This window comes from Echinimonas agarilytica, from assembly GCF_023703465.1.
GTDB lineage: Bacteria > Pseudomonadota > Gammaproteobacteria > Enterobacterales > Neiellaceae > Echinimonas > Echinimonas agarilytica.
Genome location: NZ_JAMQGP010000009.1, coordinates 12202 through 28283, shown reverse-complemented (window position 1 = coordinate 28283; position 16082 = coordinate 12202). Strand labels below are relative to the sequence as shown.

The following is a 16082-nucleotide window of genomic DNA, read 5'->3' as shown; positions in this document are numbered from 1 at the left end:
TAGAGCCTTACCCAATCGCATTATCAAACCCGTATTAACGTACTGAAAAGCGGTATTCGATCACATTCTTATACGTTTCACCTGGCTCTAATATCGTCGATGGATACGTGGGCTGATTAGGTGAATCTGGAAAGTGTTGTGGCTCCAATACAATCGCCGTTCGGTGTTGATATTTACGCCCATCTTTGCCTTCTGTTGAGCCATCTAAGAAGTTACCTGAATAAAATTGCAGGCCGGGTTGGTCTGAGTAAATTTCCATCACCCGACCACTGCTTTTAGATTCAACCCGCACCGCCAATCCCATTTTTCCATATGGCTTGTCTAGCACCCAGTTATGATCGTAGCCTTTGCCATATCCCAACTGTTGATTCTTTTGATTAATATCTTGACCAATTTTCTTCGCTTTAGTGAAATCAAACGGCGTGTTTTTAACCTTTTGATGCGCACCTAAAGGAATCGATGTGCTGTCTACCGCGGTAAATTGAGATGCAGGAATGGTCAACTCATGATCAAGAATCGATCCCGTTGAATTCAAATTGTAATACGCATGCTGCGTTAAATTTACAGGCGTGCTGGCATCTGTCGTTGCAGAGAACGTGAGTGTCAGACGATTGTCATTATATAACTCATACACCGCTGATACATTCAAATTTCCAGGATAACCTTCCTCACCATCGTGCGATAAGCGAGATAGTGCAACACCTACAGATTCTGGCGTTGAAAATGGTTTGGCATGCCATACTTGTTTACCAAAACCTTTTACCCCGCCGTGTAAATGGTTGGTTTTATTATTCGTGGCAACTTGGTATTGCTTACCATTCAGTTCAAACCTTCCTTTCGCAATACGGTTTCCAAAACGGCCGATCAGCGGTGCTTGAAAGCTTGTATCATTCACAAACCCTTCTAAATCATCATATCCGAGTACAATATCACCTAACTTATCATCTTTGTCTGGCGTCATTAGGTTCACTAAAATACCGCCATAATTAGTGATATTAGCTTGAATTCCATTTTTATTTTGCAGTTTATACAAACTAATTGGCGTGCCGTTTTCGAGCGTACCAAACGACTCTTGAGTCACTGTTAACGACTGGGCATTGGCACTACCCGCCGCGAAAAGCATCGCTACACTGCTGATAATGACTTTTAGTTTTTTCATTTTGCTTTCGCTTATATAGATTTGATGGACAATCGTGTCGATGTCTTGAAGCAAGTTCCGTTTGTCAACCGCACAACAAACCATGTGGCTGACTGTTTTTACTTAGGTCGGTTACATGCGGTGCAACTATGAGCGAGGTGTTGGGCAAAGCCCGCAGTCACATCGCATGAACCGGTGAAGTGTTTGATTCCTATCGTTGCTTACGGTCTAAAATTTTCTGCAACTGAGCCGCCATTTTCTCGGTACGCTGAGGATATTGTGAAGCTAGGTTATTTGTTTCTTTAATGTCGGTGGATAAGTTGTAAAGTTGTGGTTCTGCCATCAGCCCCGCACGCACATCTTTATTCGCCAACCAACCTGGCGTGGAGCCTTCAAATGGCGCAATGTATTTCCAGCTATTTTCACGCAACGCTAACGTAAAGGCTTCTTCGACCATAACATCGCGCGCATCGGCATCGGCATCCAGCAACGCGGGTAACACATTTGCACTGTCAATCGCTTCGGTAGTGTTCAATTCATACCCAACCAAATCTGCAAGTGACGCATATAGATCGATGTGAGAGATTAACGCATTGCTGATCCCTGTTTGCTGCTTGCCTTTGTAATACGTGATCATAGGCACACGTGTACCCCCTTCATGAGCACTGTATTTACCATCAGCGAATGGGCCAGCTGGTTTATGATTGCCAATAAGCTCAACCGCTTGATCTGCATAACCGTCATCTAACACGGGCCCGTTGTCACTTGAGAAAATAATCAGCGTATTTTCAAGCAACCCCTTCTCTTCTAGCGCATCAACAATACGCCCTGTCATCCAATCCACTTGTAAAATTGCATCTCCGCGGGGCCCCATTCCAGTTTTGCCTTCAAACATGGCGTTTGGCGAACGTGGCACATGAATGTCATGGAATGGGAAAAACAACATAAACGGCTTGTTTTTGTTGTCGTCGATGAAGTCGATGGCTTTGTCGGTGAATACCGTGTGGAAATCTTCATCAACCCACTCTGCTGATTTTCCACCTTTCATCCAACCAATTCGGCTGATGCCATTTACGATCGTGGCACTGTGCTGCAAGTCGGCCTTTTGTTTCAACAAATCTGGACGTTCGGTTCCTAAAGGGCGATCTCCAATACGCTCTACATAGCTCACAGAAAGCGGGTCACTGGGGTCAAGGTTTACAACGTGATGATTCTCAAGATAAACCGTAGGAACTCGATCGCCTGTGGCTGGCAATAAGAAACTGTAGTCGAAACCTATTTCCAAAGGTCCAGGCTTCACAGCTTCGTTCCAATTTACGTCACCTCGGCCCAAGCCCAAATGCCACTTTCCGACCACTCCAGTCGTGTAACCTTGTGATGCCAACATACGCGGTAATGTTGGCTTGCTTGGGTTGATAATTAAAGGGGCATCGCCGGGCAAAATAGCGGCATTATTACGAATAGCAAGTTCACCAGTCAGCAACGAATACCGAGAAGGCGTGCAAGTGGCTGCCGGACTGTGAGCGTCAGTATAACGAATTCCATCATTTGCCAATTGGTCGATGTTTGGGGTTGTTACCTGAGTAGCACCGTAGCTACTTAAATCGCCATATCCCATATCGTCAACGTAAAAAATCACGATATTAGGTTTTGCTGGCTTCGAACTTTGATTAACAGACGGTTCACTTGAATACTCACTCGCTCCAGAGCAGCCCACCAGTAACGATAAAATACATACTGACAAGGCTGGCCGCTTAAAATTTTTCATCGCTGACTCTTTTCTCTCAAAATATTAGATGCCCCCACCACTGACTCAATAGAGGTGACAAGTAGTGCTACAAATCTTTTATTAATATAAAACATTTCCAATGAAGGGCAACCGTTTTCATTTTAATTTCATACACCTGTCATTATTGGAAAACTAGGACCAAAAAAGTCATACAAATAAGCGGTTTTATACATTGTCGACTAGGTTTGTCTGACTGTTTAATCCTTACATTCGGCAGCTTCAAAAGAACCCTAAAACAAAGTTTTATTAGCCATACCCCATATTATGCCTGGTCACCAAAAGTTGTTAATGATTGAAAGTGACTCAGACAAAAGCTAAGGTTCGCTATTGATGCAATTAGATGTGAGAACAATGCTGTACTGTTTACAAAAATACGAGTTGGTTTAGAGAGACGCTGGCATGTTCTATTCACCGGGAAGCGTTATTAAGTACGCGTACGCTAGCTCACAAGTGCATAGCTTAAAATTCGATATGATTAGCGCTTTTCTCTTCAAGCACTTAACATTATTCATGTTGCCGCCGATAGAAATCTACATCACCGCTGACCAGACTCCGTTGCAACGACTCTAATTCAAGAATGGCAACAACACGGTAACACAATGAAAACCATAAAAGATGTCGCTAAATTAGCAGGAGTATCCCCTGCCACCGTCAGCCGAGTATTGAACAATTCAGCTTCCGTTCGTTCCTCCACTCGACACAAAATCGAACAAGCAATTAAAGCCTTGGATTTTAGGCCGAACGAAAGTGCACGAGCTTTGGTTCGACAAAACGTGAAAACCATTGGTGTTGTTATATCGGAGTTGTCGGAACCATTTTTTGCACAAATGGCAGCGAGTATTGAAGCCACAGCCAAGAAGCATAATTATCGAGTATTGATCAGTACCGGATCGTTAGATGCAAACAAAGAAAAAAGCGCCATTGAAAGTTTAATCGCGCAGCAATGCACCGCCTTAGTGGTCAACAGCAAAGTGTTACCCGACCACGACTTAATCCAGTTTGCTAACAACAATCCTGGCTTTGTACTCATCAATAAGTATGTAGAACAGATTAAGCACCGATGTGTTTGGTTTGATAACGAGCTTGGTGGCGAACTACTTGCAAAACAAGCTCTCACCAAAGGTCACAAAAGCATCGCTGTGGTCATGGCGCGTCAGAAAGCCCACGACTCCTCGAGGCGACTGAAAGGTGTGCGACGTGCATTTGACAGTTTTGGGCAACGTTTGTCGTTAAAAGACATTTACCATGCCAGCCCTGATTTTAAAGGTGGGCAACACGCGCTCACCCGTATTTTAAAAAGCGATAAACAATACACGGCAGTACTGTGTTACAACGACATGGTCGCGTCAGGCGTGTTAGCGCAATTATCGTCACTTAAATACTCTGTACCGAATGACATGTCAGTGATCGGCTTTGATGACGTATTAATTGCGAACTATTGCTCACCAAAATTAACGACGATTAAGTATCCGATTGATGTGATGGCCCAAAAAGCAACCGACCTTTCGTTGTCTTTAATTTCAGCCAACGAATCACAACTGAATGCCAATGGTTATTGCTACAAGCCCTATGCTGTGCAGCGGCAATCGGTTGCCAGAGTATGACTCACAGTGAATATATCACTGGCAAAACGTCGATTGGGCTAGGCTACATCGCACTTTTTTTTGTCAATCAGGCACTGTTTGCATTAGCCATTCCTTTTTTTCAAATGACTTTGGCATACGACCCCGTCCATTTAAGTATTTCGCTGGCAGCGCCCATTGGTATCGTCGCCCTGCTCCATCAACGTTGCGAACATTGGTTGAACTTTTTACCAAGCAACCCAACCACAGAACATTGGGTGTTAAGCAGTATTGCCGTCGTATGTGGAGTCAGTTTTAGTTTGATTTGGTGGTTACCCACATTCATCAGCGAACACATGCTTTGGCTATTGTTTGCACTCAGCCTTGTATTTCATTTTTCTGGGGCATTGTTAAGCATTTATATCAAAGGAAAAACCTACCTATTTGCTCAAAGCGTGCCGCAAAAAGTCTCTTTTTTCTCGTGGCTGGGCTTTTGCGAACGAAGTGGCGCTCTCGTCTACTACTGGCTTTTTCCATTAGCTCAATTAAGCCTTTGGGGATCACTAGTATTGGGCATGAAAGTGATTGGTAGCATTTTGGGGCTCATCGTTATTTTAGGTTTTTTAGTGGTTGCAATTCACTTTCTTTCTCACCATGTTCCGGTACCGCAACGTCTAGCTCATCAACACCAGCACCACGTAACTTTTAACTCAGTTGAAAAACTAGCACTGTGTATTTTATTGTTGCTGGTAATCGCAAAGATTGGTCTTGTTAGCGCGTTTTCGGGCTTAGATTATTATGTATTGGTTTACTATGTCAGTCAGGATCTTGAACAAGGCTCTTTCTGGAAAGGTGTATTATCGAGCTCATTTGCATTGGTAAGTATCGCAATGGTTCCGGTGGTAAAAGTCTTCTTACACCACTTTAAACCTATCGATATTTTGAAAACGATTTACGCCATTAGTTTCATAGGTTCAATTGGAAAATGGTACATATTCATGCCTAACCAACAACTGTGGCTTGTATTTGATGCCTTATTGGGCGCAGCATCGTTTGTATCACTGGTCGTTATTGTTCCCATGCTTTTGTCAGATGTTGCAGGCGTTAGCTCCGCTCGACTAGCACGTTCGGCAGAGCGTAAAGTGGCGGCTTTGCAAAATCAAACAACCTTATTGAGCATTTTGGCATCACTAATTATCAGCGGAATCTTGCTCAAATTATGTGGCTTCGATGCAAGTTTGGCACACGCGCAATCAGATGACACCATCACACTTTTACGCTTGGCATTGTCTGGCGGCACAGCACTGTTCAATTTAGTATCTTTGGCACTTCTTTTCGCATATCCGCTGATCAGCAAAGAAGAGCAGCTAAACACAAACTATGAGAGTAATTAATGGCAACAATTAGGGATATTGCAAAGGCCGCTGGCGTATCAGCTTCAAGCGTGTCACGCGTGATCAATAACGGTCCAAAAGTTGGAGAAGAAACCCGAAAGAAGATTCTCGCAATCATCAAAGAAGTCGGTTACACCCCCAACGCCAACGCACAAGCCATTAACGACAACCAGAAATTGGCCGTTGGTATCGTAATGCCCAATATTCAGCAGCCATTCTTTTCCGCGATGGCCCACGGCATTGAACAAGTAGCAGGCCAGTTGAACGCTCAAATTATGCTTCATTCATCTGAAGCGCACGAACAAGGAGAGCAAGAAGCCATTGAAACACTGATGGAGCATCGATATCAGTCGATGGTGGTTCACAGTTCAGTGCTAGATGACGAAAAGCTTATTCGCTACGCACAAACGATTCCTGGCTTCGTATTGATGAATCGGCACATTGAAGCAATCAGTGGTCAATGTGTTTGGTTAGAAGATGCCGAAGGTGGGCGGCTCAGAGCCAAATTCGCATTCGACTACGGGCATCGTAAATATGCAATTTTTTGCTCCAACAGAGCCGATATCGGTGCTCAATGCCGATTTGTTATGAGTAAGCAATGGCTAATCGCCAAAGGTATTGAGGAACATGATATCTGCACCATCATTGACTCGCCAACGTACCAAGGAGGTCGGCGTGCGGTTCAAGATTTAGTGGCATCAGGTCACTCATTTACGGCTATTCTGGCACACAATGATGAAATGGCGATTGGCGCCATGTCGATGTTAGAAGCACAAGGGCTGAGCACTCCCGATGACGTGTCGGTGATCGGCTACGATGATTTAAACATCGCAGAATTTACCCAGCCCCAACTCACCACGGTCAAATACCCAATAGAGGCCATGGCCATTGTAGCCACACAAATGGCGTTATCGCTCAATAAAAATCAGGTGCAAGAATCACAGAGAAAATTTCATCCAAGCATGGTACTTCGCAGTTCATTCTGTCGCTTGTAACTTTATAAACAAACCGAAATTACAGCTCTGCGGTGATTGGACCGGCAATCACCTGAACAAAATCTGGAAACAGTTCCAAATTATCTTGCATGCGTATTTGAAATAACATATTCAACCTCATTGAAACGGGCTTACAACCACCATCAACATTCACTTCTGTAGCTCAGTAAAGCACGCTCCTAACTCGCATTATCTCGCTATGTCCGAGCAGCAAACGCCAAACCAAGCCCCCTCTACTCGCAAGCACTGCTTTAAAACGCAAAAAAAACTATGTCTAGTGCACTCACCCAGCTATCACCCACTGATATTAACAAGCCAACTACACGCTTCAAACCAACATGCAACCTGATGTATTAATTATATTTATGGAAAATACAGCTGTGATACCTAGCGTCACACATAACGCATTGAAGAATGGAAAGCCAGCCACCATCATTAGCACTGACTGGGCTAATCGGTTCATTATGTAGTGCTAACCTAACGAACTTTCGGTGCCGGTATTTTAATCAGTAAATTTGAATTGAGTTCAAAGCAAGACTCTGTCAGGTAACAAAAACGAAAGCACTTAGCGCCATAAATAACGTAGCATTCGATGGTGAATCATCGCGTATTGATTGGCAATACACACTAAAAATTGAGCCACACCAAGAAACAAACACCACACAAATGAAAACGGTTGCCCTTTATTTGTCATTTGTGCAATATGCAGTTAACAAAAGAGGCACATGCAAGCAGGCTTGGCTCTTTTGACGCAATAAAAACTCACTTTACACATATGCAAACCCCACCCAATGGGTGCCTAAAACGGCAGGAGTTCGTGATGGAATTTAAACTTGCAACAATCGACCTAACTATTGTTGCTATATATACCCTAGCGTTAATCGCTATTGCTTGGTGGGTTTCCCGAGACTCGGGAGATCATACAAAAGATACAAAAGACTACTTTCTTGCCGGTAAGTCACTCCCTTGGTGGGCCATTGGTGCATCATTAATCGCTTCAAACATCTCTGCCGAACAAATCATTGGCATGTCAGGTTCAGGTTACGCCATTGGTTTGGCCATTGCCTCTTACGAGTGGATGTCGGCTATCACATTGGTGATCGTGGGTAAGTACATGTTGCCTATCTTCCTCAAGAACGGCATTTATACAATGCCTCAATATCTTGAACAGCGATTTGACAGCCGCGTAAAAACCACGCTGGCCGTGTTTTGGTTGGCCGTATACGTGTTTGTAAATCTCACAGCTGTGTTATGGCTGGGGGGGCTGGCTATTGAAACCGTTGCAGGCGTCGATTGGCTATACGGCATGATGTTCTTGGCCGTGTTTTCAGTAGCGTACTCACTCTATGGCGGTTTGAAGGCCGTTGCTTACACCGACATACTTCAAGTCACGTTATTGGTGTTTGGAGGCCTATTCTTGAGTTACCTCGCGCTCGATGCTGTCTCAGACGGTCAAGGTATTCTCGCCGGCTTTGGCGTGCTGACCGATCATGCTCCCGACCACTTCGATATGATCTTGTCACCTGACAACGCACACTACATGAGCTTGCCCGGTATTTCGGTATTGATTGGAGGCATGTGGGTCATGAACTTCAGTTACTGGGGCTTCAATCAATACATCATTCAACGCGCACTTGCCGCGAAGAACATACAAGAAGCGCAAAAAGGTATCGCCTTCGCCGCATATCTCAAACTTCTAATGCCGTTGATTGTTGTGCTACCCGGTATTGCCGCTGTTATTTTGTATCCGCAGTTGTCATCGCCAGATCAAGCTTACCCGTCAATGATGTCTCTCATGCCAGTAGGTATTAAAGGTCTTGTTTTTGCAGCCTTGATTGCAGCCATCGTTTCGTCACTGGCGTCGATGACGAATAGTATTTCAACCATTTTCACAATGGATATCTACTCAAAGATCAAGCCCAAAAAATCTCAAAATCACTATGTTTTGATTGGCCGTATTGCCTCGTTAGTATCCCTGGTGATTGCATTGATCGTCGCTAAACCGTTACTCGGTGAGTTCGACCAAGCATTCCAGTATATCCAAGAGTTCACCGGCTTCTTTACTCCGGGTATCGTGGTTATTTTTGTCATGGGCATGTTTTGGTCTAAAGCAACTTCAATGGGTGCATTGGCCGCAGCAGTGGGGTCAGCGGCATTCTCGCTACTCCTTAAGTTTATGTGGCCAGAACTACCGTTCATGGATCGAGTGGGTGTGGTATTCCTACTTTGCTTGGCACTTTGCGTGGTGGTTTCACTCATGCAAAAAGGTGCGACCACAAATCAAAGCGTTGATTTAGCGGAAGTGAGCTTCGGCACCACGAAAGGATTTAATATTGCAGCAGTTGGCGTGACGGTGATCTTAATCGCTTTATATGCAACTTGGTGGTAAACCAAACTGCACACAAGATTTTATACCTTGTTATATGAAGGGCCTAAATGGCCCTTTTTTGTGTCGAACGTGAGCAACGTCCACACGCATCATAAGCGTTTTGCGTGTTGGATTGCCAAGTGCAGTTCAGATCAAGGCGCGTTGCTGACAGCTGTTTATTGAAAGACTCGATGGACTCTATTTGCTTTGGTCGCCCTTCACTTTTGGCGCATACTCAACACTTTGCTTGTTTAAAGCCTTTGATAGTCGAGCCTAAATCACCTCCCATACCACGTAAACGCATAGTCCCAAACAATAAAGCAACAATAACTGCGATGATGAGCAACTGTCATACACTAATTCCCGCCATGTTTATTTCCCCATGATCAATATAAAAAACAGGCTCATAAAGAGCCTGTTCGTCGATAAGCGAATGTGTTACACGCCTAGTTCGCCGCCGTCAGCTTTGCGAATCGCAACGATAGCAGCACGCGGGCGAAGATCCATCCCTGCTGGAGTTTCTTCAGCTGCATTAGCGCTGTAAGGCCAGTTTCCAGGGTGTTGGATTGCCAAAAAATATTGGACTCAACACGGCTTAAATGACCATATTCCTCTCCCAATGGCGTTGCTGTATAAGCAAGTATTCAACATTTTCTCGAATCATATCCGCTGTTCAAATAAAACATAAACACCCAACTCAATAACAAATACCGGAGGTAGATTGCACCACCTTGTTAAATGCGTTGTATTCCTAACGAATCACTATACTCTAGATAACTCTTCGTTTTGTCATTTATCCTCGATACCTGGCCGAGCACTCAATCTTTGAGGCAGTCAAATGACAAATTTGCGTTTATGCTACCAAACCATCGAGTTTGGTAAAACGGACATACACCTCTGCACCTTACGTAATCATCAAGAATTCTATGATCCCCAAGGGGTAGCTGAAAAGCTAGGCATCTCCTCTGCTGCATGGCCCATCTTCGGCATATTATGGCCATCAAGTCTGGTTCTCGCCCACCACATCCTTGATTACGACACGAACACCAAGCGCATTTTGGAGGTTGGGTGTGGTACAGCTCTAAGCAGCCTGCTACTGAATAGAAAACAAGCTGATATAACAGCCACTGATCATCACCCTGAAACACAACATTTTTTAGATAGGAATACGACGCTCAACGGTGACTGCCCTATCCCTTTTGAAAGAACCGGGTGGGCAGATGATAATGATAGCTTAGGCCGCTTCGATTTAATCATTGGCAGCGATCTACTGTATGAAGATGAACACATAGAATTACTCGCTGAATTTATTGGTTCACATTCAAAACCTCAGTGCGAAGTGATCATTGTTGATCCGGGCCGAGGCCGAAAGAATAAGCTGGCAAAGCGGCTTATTGAATTTGGCTATGTTCTTTCAACGTCTAAGCCTACCAATACCGACTATTTAAACAGCGAATTTAAAGGCCATATTTTAGAGTTCACACGAACGCTATAGTGCTGTCAGCGCCAATGTAAAACTGACCCACTTGAGGCAAACTATCCGTTCGTTACATGGTCAAAGCGGCGGATTATGATCAATCAGGAGCAACTAGTGGACATACGCGCTTTACATCAACAAGGACTTAGCATCCCGCCGGATTGCGAAGCAGTTGGGGATCACAAGGAATACCCAATACCGGCACACAGCCTAACAAACAGCACATCCAGTAATGGGTAGGTCACTTTAGCGGATTGGCGGTGCTCTTGAATTGAGTTGAAATGTTCATGAAAGGCTTCTATGTACACTGTATGGCGCTCCCCAAAGGGAGTATCAGATCACAGCGCGGAGGTCAGGTCAAAGCGTGTTGCTTTGCTCAAAAATACATTCATGCGCTTGTCCTGGTGCTGAATCACTCTTAAATTGTTGGTTACATGCCTTTTATGTGCCTATAATTAATGCGCACAATGAATACGCACAGGTGATTATCATGAGAAACTCATATAATACGCAAGCACCCAAAAAGGCGGCAAATTTAAGCTTAAATAGCGAATTACTCGCTGAAGCTAAGCGCCTAAACATAAACCTCTCTGCAACAATGGAAAAAGCTCTTGAAAAAGAAGTGAGTCAGCGTCGTAAGAGTGAGTGGTTAGAGCAAAATGCCGATGCGATCAGCGCTTGTAATGAACTAACCGAAAGTCACGGTCTGTTTTCTGATTCTTACCGAGTATTCTAATGTCACAGTTTTCACTATACCAAAATAACGATAAAAGCACTGGTACCGCTTATCCATACTTTGTCGATGTTCAAAGTAACATGCTTGATACGTTAAATACCCGACTAGTGATTCCATTAACACCAGTGGAAATGTTAGAAAATAAAGCCCCTATCCACCTATGCCCAGTAATTCATATTGATGAAGGTGACTTTGTGATCCTAACTCACCAAATGGCGAGTGTACCAACTAAGATCTTACGTGATCCAGTGAATGAATTGAGCGCTTTTAGAAATGAGATTATCGCTGCTATCGACTTTCTGATTGCTGGCATATAACGCCTCGCCCTAAGCCCCCCTCATAATACTGATTTCTTTCAATAGGATAAGCACGAACGAGGCGATTTAATCGAATTACTTTCGCCAAAAAACAACAAGAACTACGCCCCATGCGTGACACTCTTACCTTACATAACTTACTTAAAAATCAATGCCCCTCAGCCCACAACAAGCGACTTAAATCACTGATGACGGCCGTTCAATCTCTGCTTGATGGACAACAGCTATCGCTCACTGAACTTGGGCGCAATATCTCTGGCTCCGTCGCCGCCAAACACAACATCAAGCGGATTGACCGATTGCTTGGTAATGGCTCGCTTCATCAAGAGCGTTTCGCCATTTATCGCTGGCATGCAAGGCTGCTGTGTGGTGCCAACCCGATGCCGATTATCTTGGTCGATTGGTCCGATGTTCGCGAGCAAATTCGCCATCAAACGCTTTGAACTTCGGTCAGTTTTGAAGGCCGCTCGGTGACGATTTATGAACGAGTATTTGCGTTTTCAGAATACAACTCGCCGGTTAGTCACAATCCATTTATCGATGAGCTAGCGAGTATTCTTCCTGCCAATTGTGACCCATTGATTGTCACCGACGCGAGCTACCGCAACCCTTGGTTTCGGGCGATTGAAGCCAAAGGTTGGTTTTGGCTTGGCCGTGTTCGAGGTGACGTGGGATTCCGCCCCAAAGGGGATAAACACGGGCATAGCAGCAAATGCAAATTGAAGAAACCTTCAGGGATATCAAAGGTCCTCAGTATGGATTAGGGCTGCGCCACAGCAACAGCCGTTGCCCCAAACGATTCGACATTTTATTACTTATTGCCATGATCGCTGAATGAGCGTTGCGATTGTTAGAAATGGCAGCGATTGAACACAATTGGACGCCACAATTTCAGGCCAACACGATACGACATTGACGGGTTTTATCTTTGATTCGACTAGGAAGAGAGGTTCTAAAACGATGGCGCGATTACCCCATCAGTAGCGCCGATATACGGTGAGCTATCGGCCACTACATCAAGCAAATTCACCAAACGGGAATGCCAGCGCCGCTATTACCAGCGTGAATGGAGTTGTTTTGTTTGTGGTAGCGCAGCGTTAAACCACCAATAAAACAACGCAATGGTAGTCCGATAGATTGCTTTGTTAGGGCTTAAGAATCATAATAGTACGGAAATACCGTACATGAGCATATAATTATGGATACTATAAGCGTAAATCAGTTTAGAGATAAGCTAAAAACCTTTGTAGAAAAAGTAGTTACGAACCACACTCCTATAAAAGTAACCCGCAGAGCCGGTGAAGATTTTGTGGTAATAAGCGCAGACGACTGGGAGAGAGAACAAGAAACCCTATACGTATTACAAAACAGCAGCTTAATGAAGCAGATTTCCGAATCAGTTGTTACGCATAGCAAAGGAACTGGATATACCCCAACTAGTGAGGAGTTAAATGAGATCACTGGTATTTGAAGGAAGAACTTGGGAGATGTATGAAGCGCTGCGAGACAAAGATAAAAAATTACATAAAGCACTTTGTAAATTATTAAAGGAAATGCTGCGAGAAGACCCGAGTAAAGGGATGGGAAAGCCCGAGCAGTTAAGACACAATCTCACAGGCTTTTGGTCTAAGCGCATATCGCAAAAAGACCGACTAATTTATAAATTTGACGACGAATCAATTTATATTTATGCGATTGGTGGGCATTACGAAGACCACTGATATTGGTAAACCTAACGCTAAGCTAACGTGCAAATAATAATGGCGCCGCTTTTTGCGTCTTTTGCTAAAACTGTGACAGTGTTATTTGTCATGTTGAGCGCCTTGTTATCCGTGTTTTACATGATGACTTTGTAAATTTTCTAAGCGCTCGGCAAGCCAAACTTTAATTATTGATTGCCTAGTTACACCAACACGACTTGCTTCACGATCAAGTGAGTCAATCATCCAAGAAGGAAAATCAACATTTACACGCTTGGTTTCTTGTGTTGAGCGTTTAGCTTTTGAAAGGTCAAGATTCTTTAGAATATCTTCACCATCATCAAACTTTTTATCAAATTCAGAAGCTTTCATAAAATTCTACCTCGTTTTTTCTAGAACGTCTGACTGAAATTATACGAACGTTAGGTGTTCGATGGATTATTACAGCAGACCAATACTTTCCTCTGTGAACTGCAATAATTACAGAGCGAGGCTCATCGCTTGTATTTGCAGGGATCTCTACTAAGTCAGGATCATTCCAGAGTTCTTGAGCCTCTTCAAAATCGATACCATGTTTATCGAGGTTGCTTTGGCTTTTCAACGGATCATATTCAAAAGCATACATAGAGTAAAAAATATACCCTTTTTAAACTTAATGCAAGGGTTGGATAGAGATACGGCTAACGCCTCAAACACCGGCGCAGCTTTGCTGCGTCCGAATGTGCTTTGGCTTGTTAGGCGCTGACAGCGAGAGCCTCGCACATGAATACTAATGAGTATGCTCACGCTCTAACCCACCGTATCCGACAAATCTAACAGGACTTGAGAGTTTTTTGTTTCTCCATTCTTCAACAGACAGAGGTTTGAAACGAGCTTCTTCTTCGACTGGAAAACGAATAGGCTGACCTGGAAAGACGTTTTTCAATACAACCGAGTTTCGAACTACGGTCTTGCCGTTAACCACTACATAGGGAATTCCTGTGGTCGGCATTGTACCCTTTGCGTAAGTTGCATTATCTTTCACTGTTTTCGGGTTGAAAATTGTAATGTCTGCGATCATACCTTCTTGAATCCGACCCCGTTCGCGCATGCTCAATAACCCTGTATCCCCAAGGTACTTTGCTGCGTTATAGCTTGATGCAGCGATAATTTGCATTAAGGGGATCTCATGCTCTCTAGAGAGTCGGAAACAAGTACCGTGGGTTCCAGCCAAGCGTGGGTGACTATTTGGGACGTCTTCGTAGGCGGTATCCCAGGGCAATGAATCATCCCAGCCGCCCGGCATCATCATTGCGTCGCTTGCATAGGTAACGCCCGGCAGCCGGCACCAATCGGGAATGGCGCTCGGGTCCATCTTGTAGAGCACTATCTGTGTCGCTGGTGCTTCAGCAAGCACTTGTTCATATTTCTCTCGCGTATAGAATTCGCCGGTCAGAGGGTTCTGCATCGTTTCCTCGTAACGATTGCCGAGTGTGTCGACCCAGTTCTCCGGCCGGACGAATGCCGCATTGATGGTCGTCTGTCCCGCCGCGTAAGGATAAATCTCACCCCAAACATTGTGGCCCTGTCCCCGCAAGCGCACCAGTAGTTCCTGCACCAACTCCCAGCCCGGATTGTTAAAGTGATTAATAATAGCTGGGGCGTCAAGTGATATGGCGTTTGTGAGAATTTCCTGGGCGCCATTGGCCTCCGTCGTAGCCGTTCCCGGAGTGTATCGAAGATGGACTGCGGTTGGTCGCCCGTAACGCGCACCCACTCGCTGCACCTCAAACATTTCCCTTGCAGTTGCGCCGGGGAAGTAGCCAACCGTCGATGCGATACCAATAGCCCCCTGTCGCAAACCTTCGTCAATAATCGAAAGCATGCGATTGCCCTTTTCGATATCTAAAACCTCATCTGCCCAGGCTATACCAGCACCACGGCCTTTCACTACGGAATACGGTGCATCCAAGAGATCTTCATCAGGCAGTTCCTGAGTCACCTTAGTTCGCGCAAATTCATGGCCAGAAGACGTGCCGTAGTTCACTTGGCTTCGGCCCGAATGCATGGCGTACCATTCGTCGACTCTTAAACCGTAAGCTCCGGCCTCAAGATCCATTGCAGTAGTAACACCATCTCGCAGAGCAAACTTGTAACCTATTGGTCTTGTCCAGTGAAAATGAGTATCGATAAAGCCAGGAGAAACCACCAAACCTTTAGCATTTATCGTTTCCTTGCCATCGATATGGTCGTTGGTGATCGTCGCTATTCGTCCATCGGTAATGCCGACATTACGGATGGCATCAAAGCCAGTCTCAGGGTCCATCACACGACCACCATTAATGGCGATGTCGTATATTTGATCGCTTGCAGAGACATGTGGCGAAGCAAGCACCATTAAAGCAACAATAATCCTAATAAATGTATGCACTTTGACTTCCTTCGTTATCAGCCTCAGGCACTAACGCCGAGCTAATAGCGCGTTTTAGTTTGGCTAAAATTGACAATAATCAGAAACCCACTCTAGCGCTTCAAAAATACGACAGAACTAAAGAATAGATTAGATATTAGAAAAATTGTTGTTTTCATGTTTGTGCCCAGCGCCACATTAAGGGGCTGATAATGCT

At 44.6% G+C, this 16082-nt stretch carries 15 protein-coding genes and 3 pseudogenes; 10 read left to right on the top strand and 8 right to left on the bottom strand.

Features of this window, described 5'->3' with window-relative positions; all coding sequences use genetic code 11:
- Positions 1-34 precede the first annotated feature (34 nt).
- Both NAF29_RS15900 and NAF29_RS15895 read right to left on the bottom strand, forming a co-directional pair.
- A complete protein-coding gene (locus NAF29_RS15900) occupies positions 35-1159 on the bottom strand; it encodes an aldose epimerase family protein (RefSeq protein WP_251262617.1) in 1125 nt (374 codons plus the stop codon).
- Positions 1160-1349: 190 nt separating this feature from the next.
- Positions 1350-2906: a sulfatase family protein gene (locus NAF29_RS15895; RefSeq protein ID WP_251262616.1), complete on the bottom strand. Its 1557-nt coding sequence runs from the start codon at positions 2904-2906 to the stop codon at positions 1350-1352.
- Positions 2907-3526: 620 nt separating this feature from the next.
- Here NAF29_RS15895 and NAF29_RS15890 point away from each other — a divergent pair.
- From NAF29_RS15890 to NAF29_RS15875, 4 genes are all read left to right on the top strand, one after another.
- Positions 3527-4531: a LacI family DNA-binding transcriptional regulator gene (locus NAF29_RS15890; protein ID WP_251262615.1), complete on the top strand. Its 1005-nt coding sequence runs from the start codon at positions 3527-3529 to the stop codon at positions 4529-4531.
- Positions 4528-5883 (top strand): MFS transporter, encoded by a 1356-nt coding sequence (locus tag NAF29_RS15885; RefSeq protein WP_251262614.1) that lies wholly within the window; start codon positions 4528-4530, stop codon positions 5881-5883. The genes NAF29_RS15890 and NAF29_RS15885 overlap by 4 nt, the downstream gene beginning before the upstream one ends.
- Positions 5883-6878 carry a LacI family DNA-binding transcriptional regulator gene (locus NAF29_RS15880; protein ID WP_251262613.1) on the top strand — a complete coding sequence of 332 codons (996 nt, stop codon included), beginning with the start codon at positions 5883-5885 and terminating at the stop codon, positions 6876-6878. Before NAF29_RS15885 ends, NAF29_RS15880 begins: the two co-directional genes overlap by 1 nt.
- A gap of 820 nt (positions 6879-7698) precedes the next feature.
- On the top strand, positions 7699-9267 hold the full coding sequence (locus NAF29_RS15875; protein WP_251262612.1) for a sodium/sugar symporter: 1569 nt from the start codon (positions 7699-7701) through the stop codon (positions 9265-9267).
- 223 nt (positions 9268-9490) lie between these two features.
- Here the strand turns inward: NAF29_RS15875 and NAF29_RS15870 are convergent.
- Positions 9491-9592, bottom strand: a pseudogene (locus NAF29_RS15870) (twin-arginine translocase TatA/TatE family subunit); the annotation flags it as partial.
- Between the two features lie 92 nt (positions 9593-9684).
- On the bottom strand, positions 9685-9819 hold the full coding sequence (locus tag NAF29_RS18350) for a hypothetical protein (protein ID WP_285817833.1): 135 nt from the start codon (positions 9817-9819) through the stop codon (positions 9685-9687).
- Between the two features lie 265 nt (positions 9820-10084).
- Here NAF29_RS18350 and NAF29_RS15865 point away from each other — a divergent pair, with 265 nt between their 5' ends.
- Positions 10085-10741 (top strand): class I SAM-dependent methyltransferase, encoded by a 657-nt coding sequence (locus NAF29_RS15865; protein WP_251262611.1) that lies wholly within the window; start codon positions 10085-10087, stop codon positions 10739-10741.
- A gap of 176 nt (positions 10742-10917) precedes the next feature.
- Here NAF29_RS15865 and NAF29_RS15860 read toward each other — a convergent pair.
- A pseudogene (locus tag NAF29_RS15860) lies at positions 10918-11031 on the bottom strand (ISAs1 family transposase); the annotation flags it as partial.
- Positions 11032-11213: 182 nt separating this feature from the next.
- Here NAF29_RS15860 and NAF29_RS15855 point away from each other — a divergent pair.
- The 5 genes and pseudogenes from NAF29_RS15855 (at position 11214) to NAF29_RS15835 (ending at position 13497) form a co-directional block, all read left to right on the top strand.
- Complete coding sequence (locus tag NAF29_RS15855; RefSeq protein ID WP_251262610.1) at positions 11214-11459, top strand: type II toxin-antitoxin system CcdA family antitoxin; 246 nt, start codon at positions 11214-11216, stop codon at positions 11457-11459.
- Positions 11459-11776, top strand: coding sequence for a CcdB family protein (locus NAF29_RS15850; RefSeq protein WP_251262609.1), 318 nt, complete (start codon positions 11459-11461; stop codon positions 11774-11776). The genes NAF29_RS15855 and NAF29_RS15850 overlap by 1 nt, the downstream gene beginning before the upstream one ends.
- Before the next feature lie 110 nt (positions 11777-11886).
- A pseudogene (locus NAF29_RS15845) lies at positions 11887-12776 on the top strand (IS4 family transposase).
- Between the two features lie 198 nt (positions 12777-12974).
- Positions 12975-13247 (top strand): type II toxin-antitoxin system Phd/YefM family antitoxin, encoded by a 273-nt coding sequence (locus tag NAF29_RS15840; protein WP_251262608.1) that lies wholly within the window; start codon positions 12975-12977, stop codon positions 13245-13247.
- The gene (locus tag NAF29_RS15835; RefSeq protein WP_251262607.1) at positions 13228-13497 is read left to right on the top strand and encodes a Txe/YoeB family addiction module toxin; all 270 of its coding nucleotides are present in this window, start codon (positions 13228-13230) and stop codon (positions 13495-13497) included. Before NAF29_RS15840 ends, NAF29_RS15835 begins: the two co-directional genes overlap by 20 nt.
- A gap of 105 nt (positions 13498-13602) precedes the next feature.
- Here NAF29_RS15835 and brnA read toward each other — a convergent pair whose 3' ends face one another.
- From brnA to NAF29_RS15820, 3 genes are all read right to left on the bottom strand, one after another.
- Positions 13603-13848 (bottom strand): type II toxin-antitoxin system BrnA family antitoxin, encoded by a 246-nt coding sequence (gene brnA, locus NAF29_RS15830; RefSeq protein WP_251262606.1) that lies wholly within the window; start codon positions 13846-13848, stop codon positions 13603-13605.
- On the bottom strand, positions 13835-14101 hold the full coding sequence (locus NAF29_RS15825; protein ID WP_251262605.1) for a BrnT family toxin: 267 nt from the start codon (positions 14099-14101) through the stop codon (positions 13835-13837). Before NAF29_RS15825 ends, brnA begins: the two co-directional genes overlap by 14 nt.
- Before the next feature lie 144 nt (positions 14102-14245).
- Positions 14246-15886: an amidohydrolase family protein gene (locus NAF29_RS15820; RefSeq protein WP_251262604.1), complete on the bottom strand. Its 1641-nt coding sequence runs from the start codon at positions 15884-15886 to the stop codon at positions 14246-14248.
- Between the last annotated feature and the right edge of the window lie 196 nt (positions 15887-16082).

Bases quoted from the DNA above. Each gene is read 5' to 3' on its own strand.
- NAF29_RS15900 (WP_251262617.1), bottom strand. From the start codon at position 1,159: ATGAAAAAACTAAAAGTCATTATCAGCAGTGTAGCGATGCTTTTCGCG.
- NAF29_RS15895 (WP_251262616.1), bottom strand. From the start codon at position 2,906: ATGAAAAATTTTAAGCGGCCAGCCTTGTCAGTATGTATTTTATCGTTA.
- NAF29_RS15890 (WP_251262615.1), top strand. From the start codon at position 3,527: ATGAAAACCATAAAAGATGTCGCTAAATTAGCAGGAGTATCCCCTGCC.
- NAF29_RS15885 (WP_251262614.1), top strand. From the start codon at position 4,528: ATGACTCACAGTGAATATATCACTGGCAAAACGTCGATTGGGCTAGGC.
- NAF29_RS15880 (WP_251262613.1), top strand. From the start codon at position 5,883: ATGGCAACAATTAGGGATATTGCAAAGGCCGCTGGCGTATCAGCTTCA.
- NAF29_RS15875 (WP_251262612.1), top strand. From the start codon at position 7,699: ATGGAATTTAAACTTGCAACAATCGACCTAACTATTGTTGCTATATAT.
- NAF29_RS15865 (WP_251262611.1), top strand. From the start codon at position 10,085: ATGACAAATTTGCGTTTATGCTACCAAACCATCGAGTTTGGTAAAACG.
- NAF29_RS15855 (WP_251262610.1), top strand. From the start codon at position 11,214: ATGAGAAACTCATATAATACGCAAGCACCCAAAAAGGCGGCAAATTTA.
- NAF29_RS15850 (WP_251262609.1), top strand. From the start codon at position 11,459: ATGTCACAGTTTTCACTATACCAAAATAACGATAAAAGCACTGGTACC.
- NAF29_RS15840 (WP_251262608.1), top strand. From the start codon at position 12,975: ATGGATACTATAAGCGTAAATCAGTTTAGAGATAAGCTAAAAACCTTT.
- NAF29_RS15835 (WP_251262607.1), top strand. From the start codon at position 13,228: ATGAGATCACTGGTATTTGAAGGAAGAACTTGGGAGATGTATGAAGCG.
- brnA (WP_251262606.1), bottom strand. From the start codon at position 13,848: ATGAAAGCTTCTGAATTTGATAAAAAGTTTGATGATGGTGAAGATATT.
- NAF29_RS15825 (WP_251262605.1), bottom strand. From the start codon at position 14,101: ATGTATGCTTTTGAATATGATCCGTTGAAAAGCCAAAGCAACCTCGAT.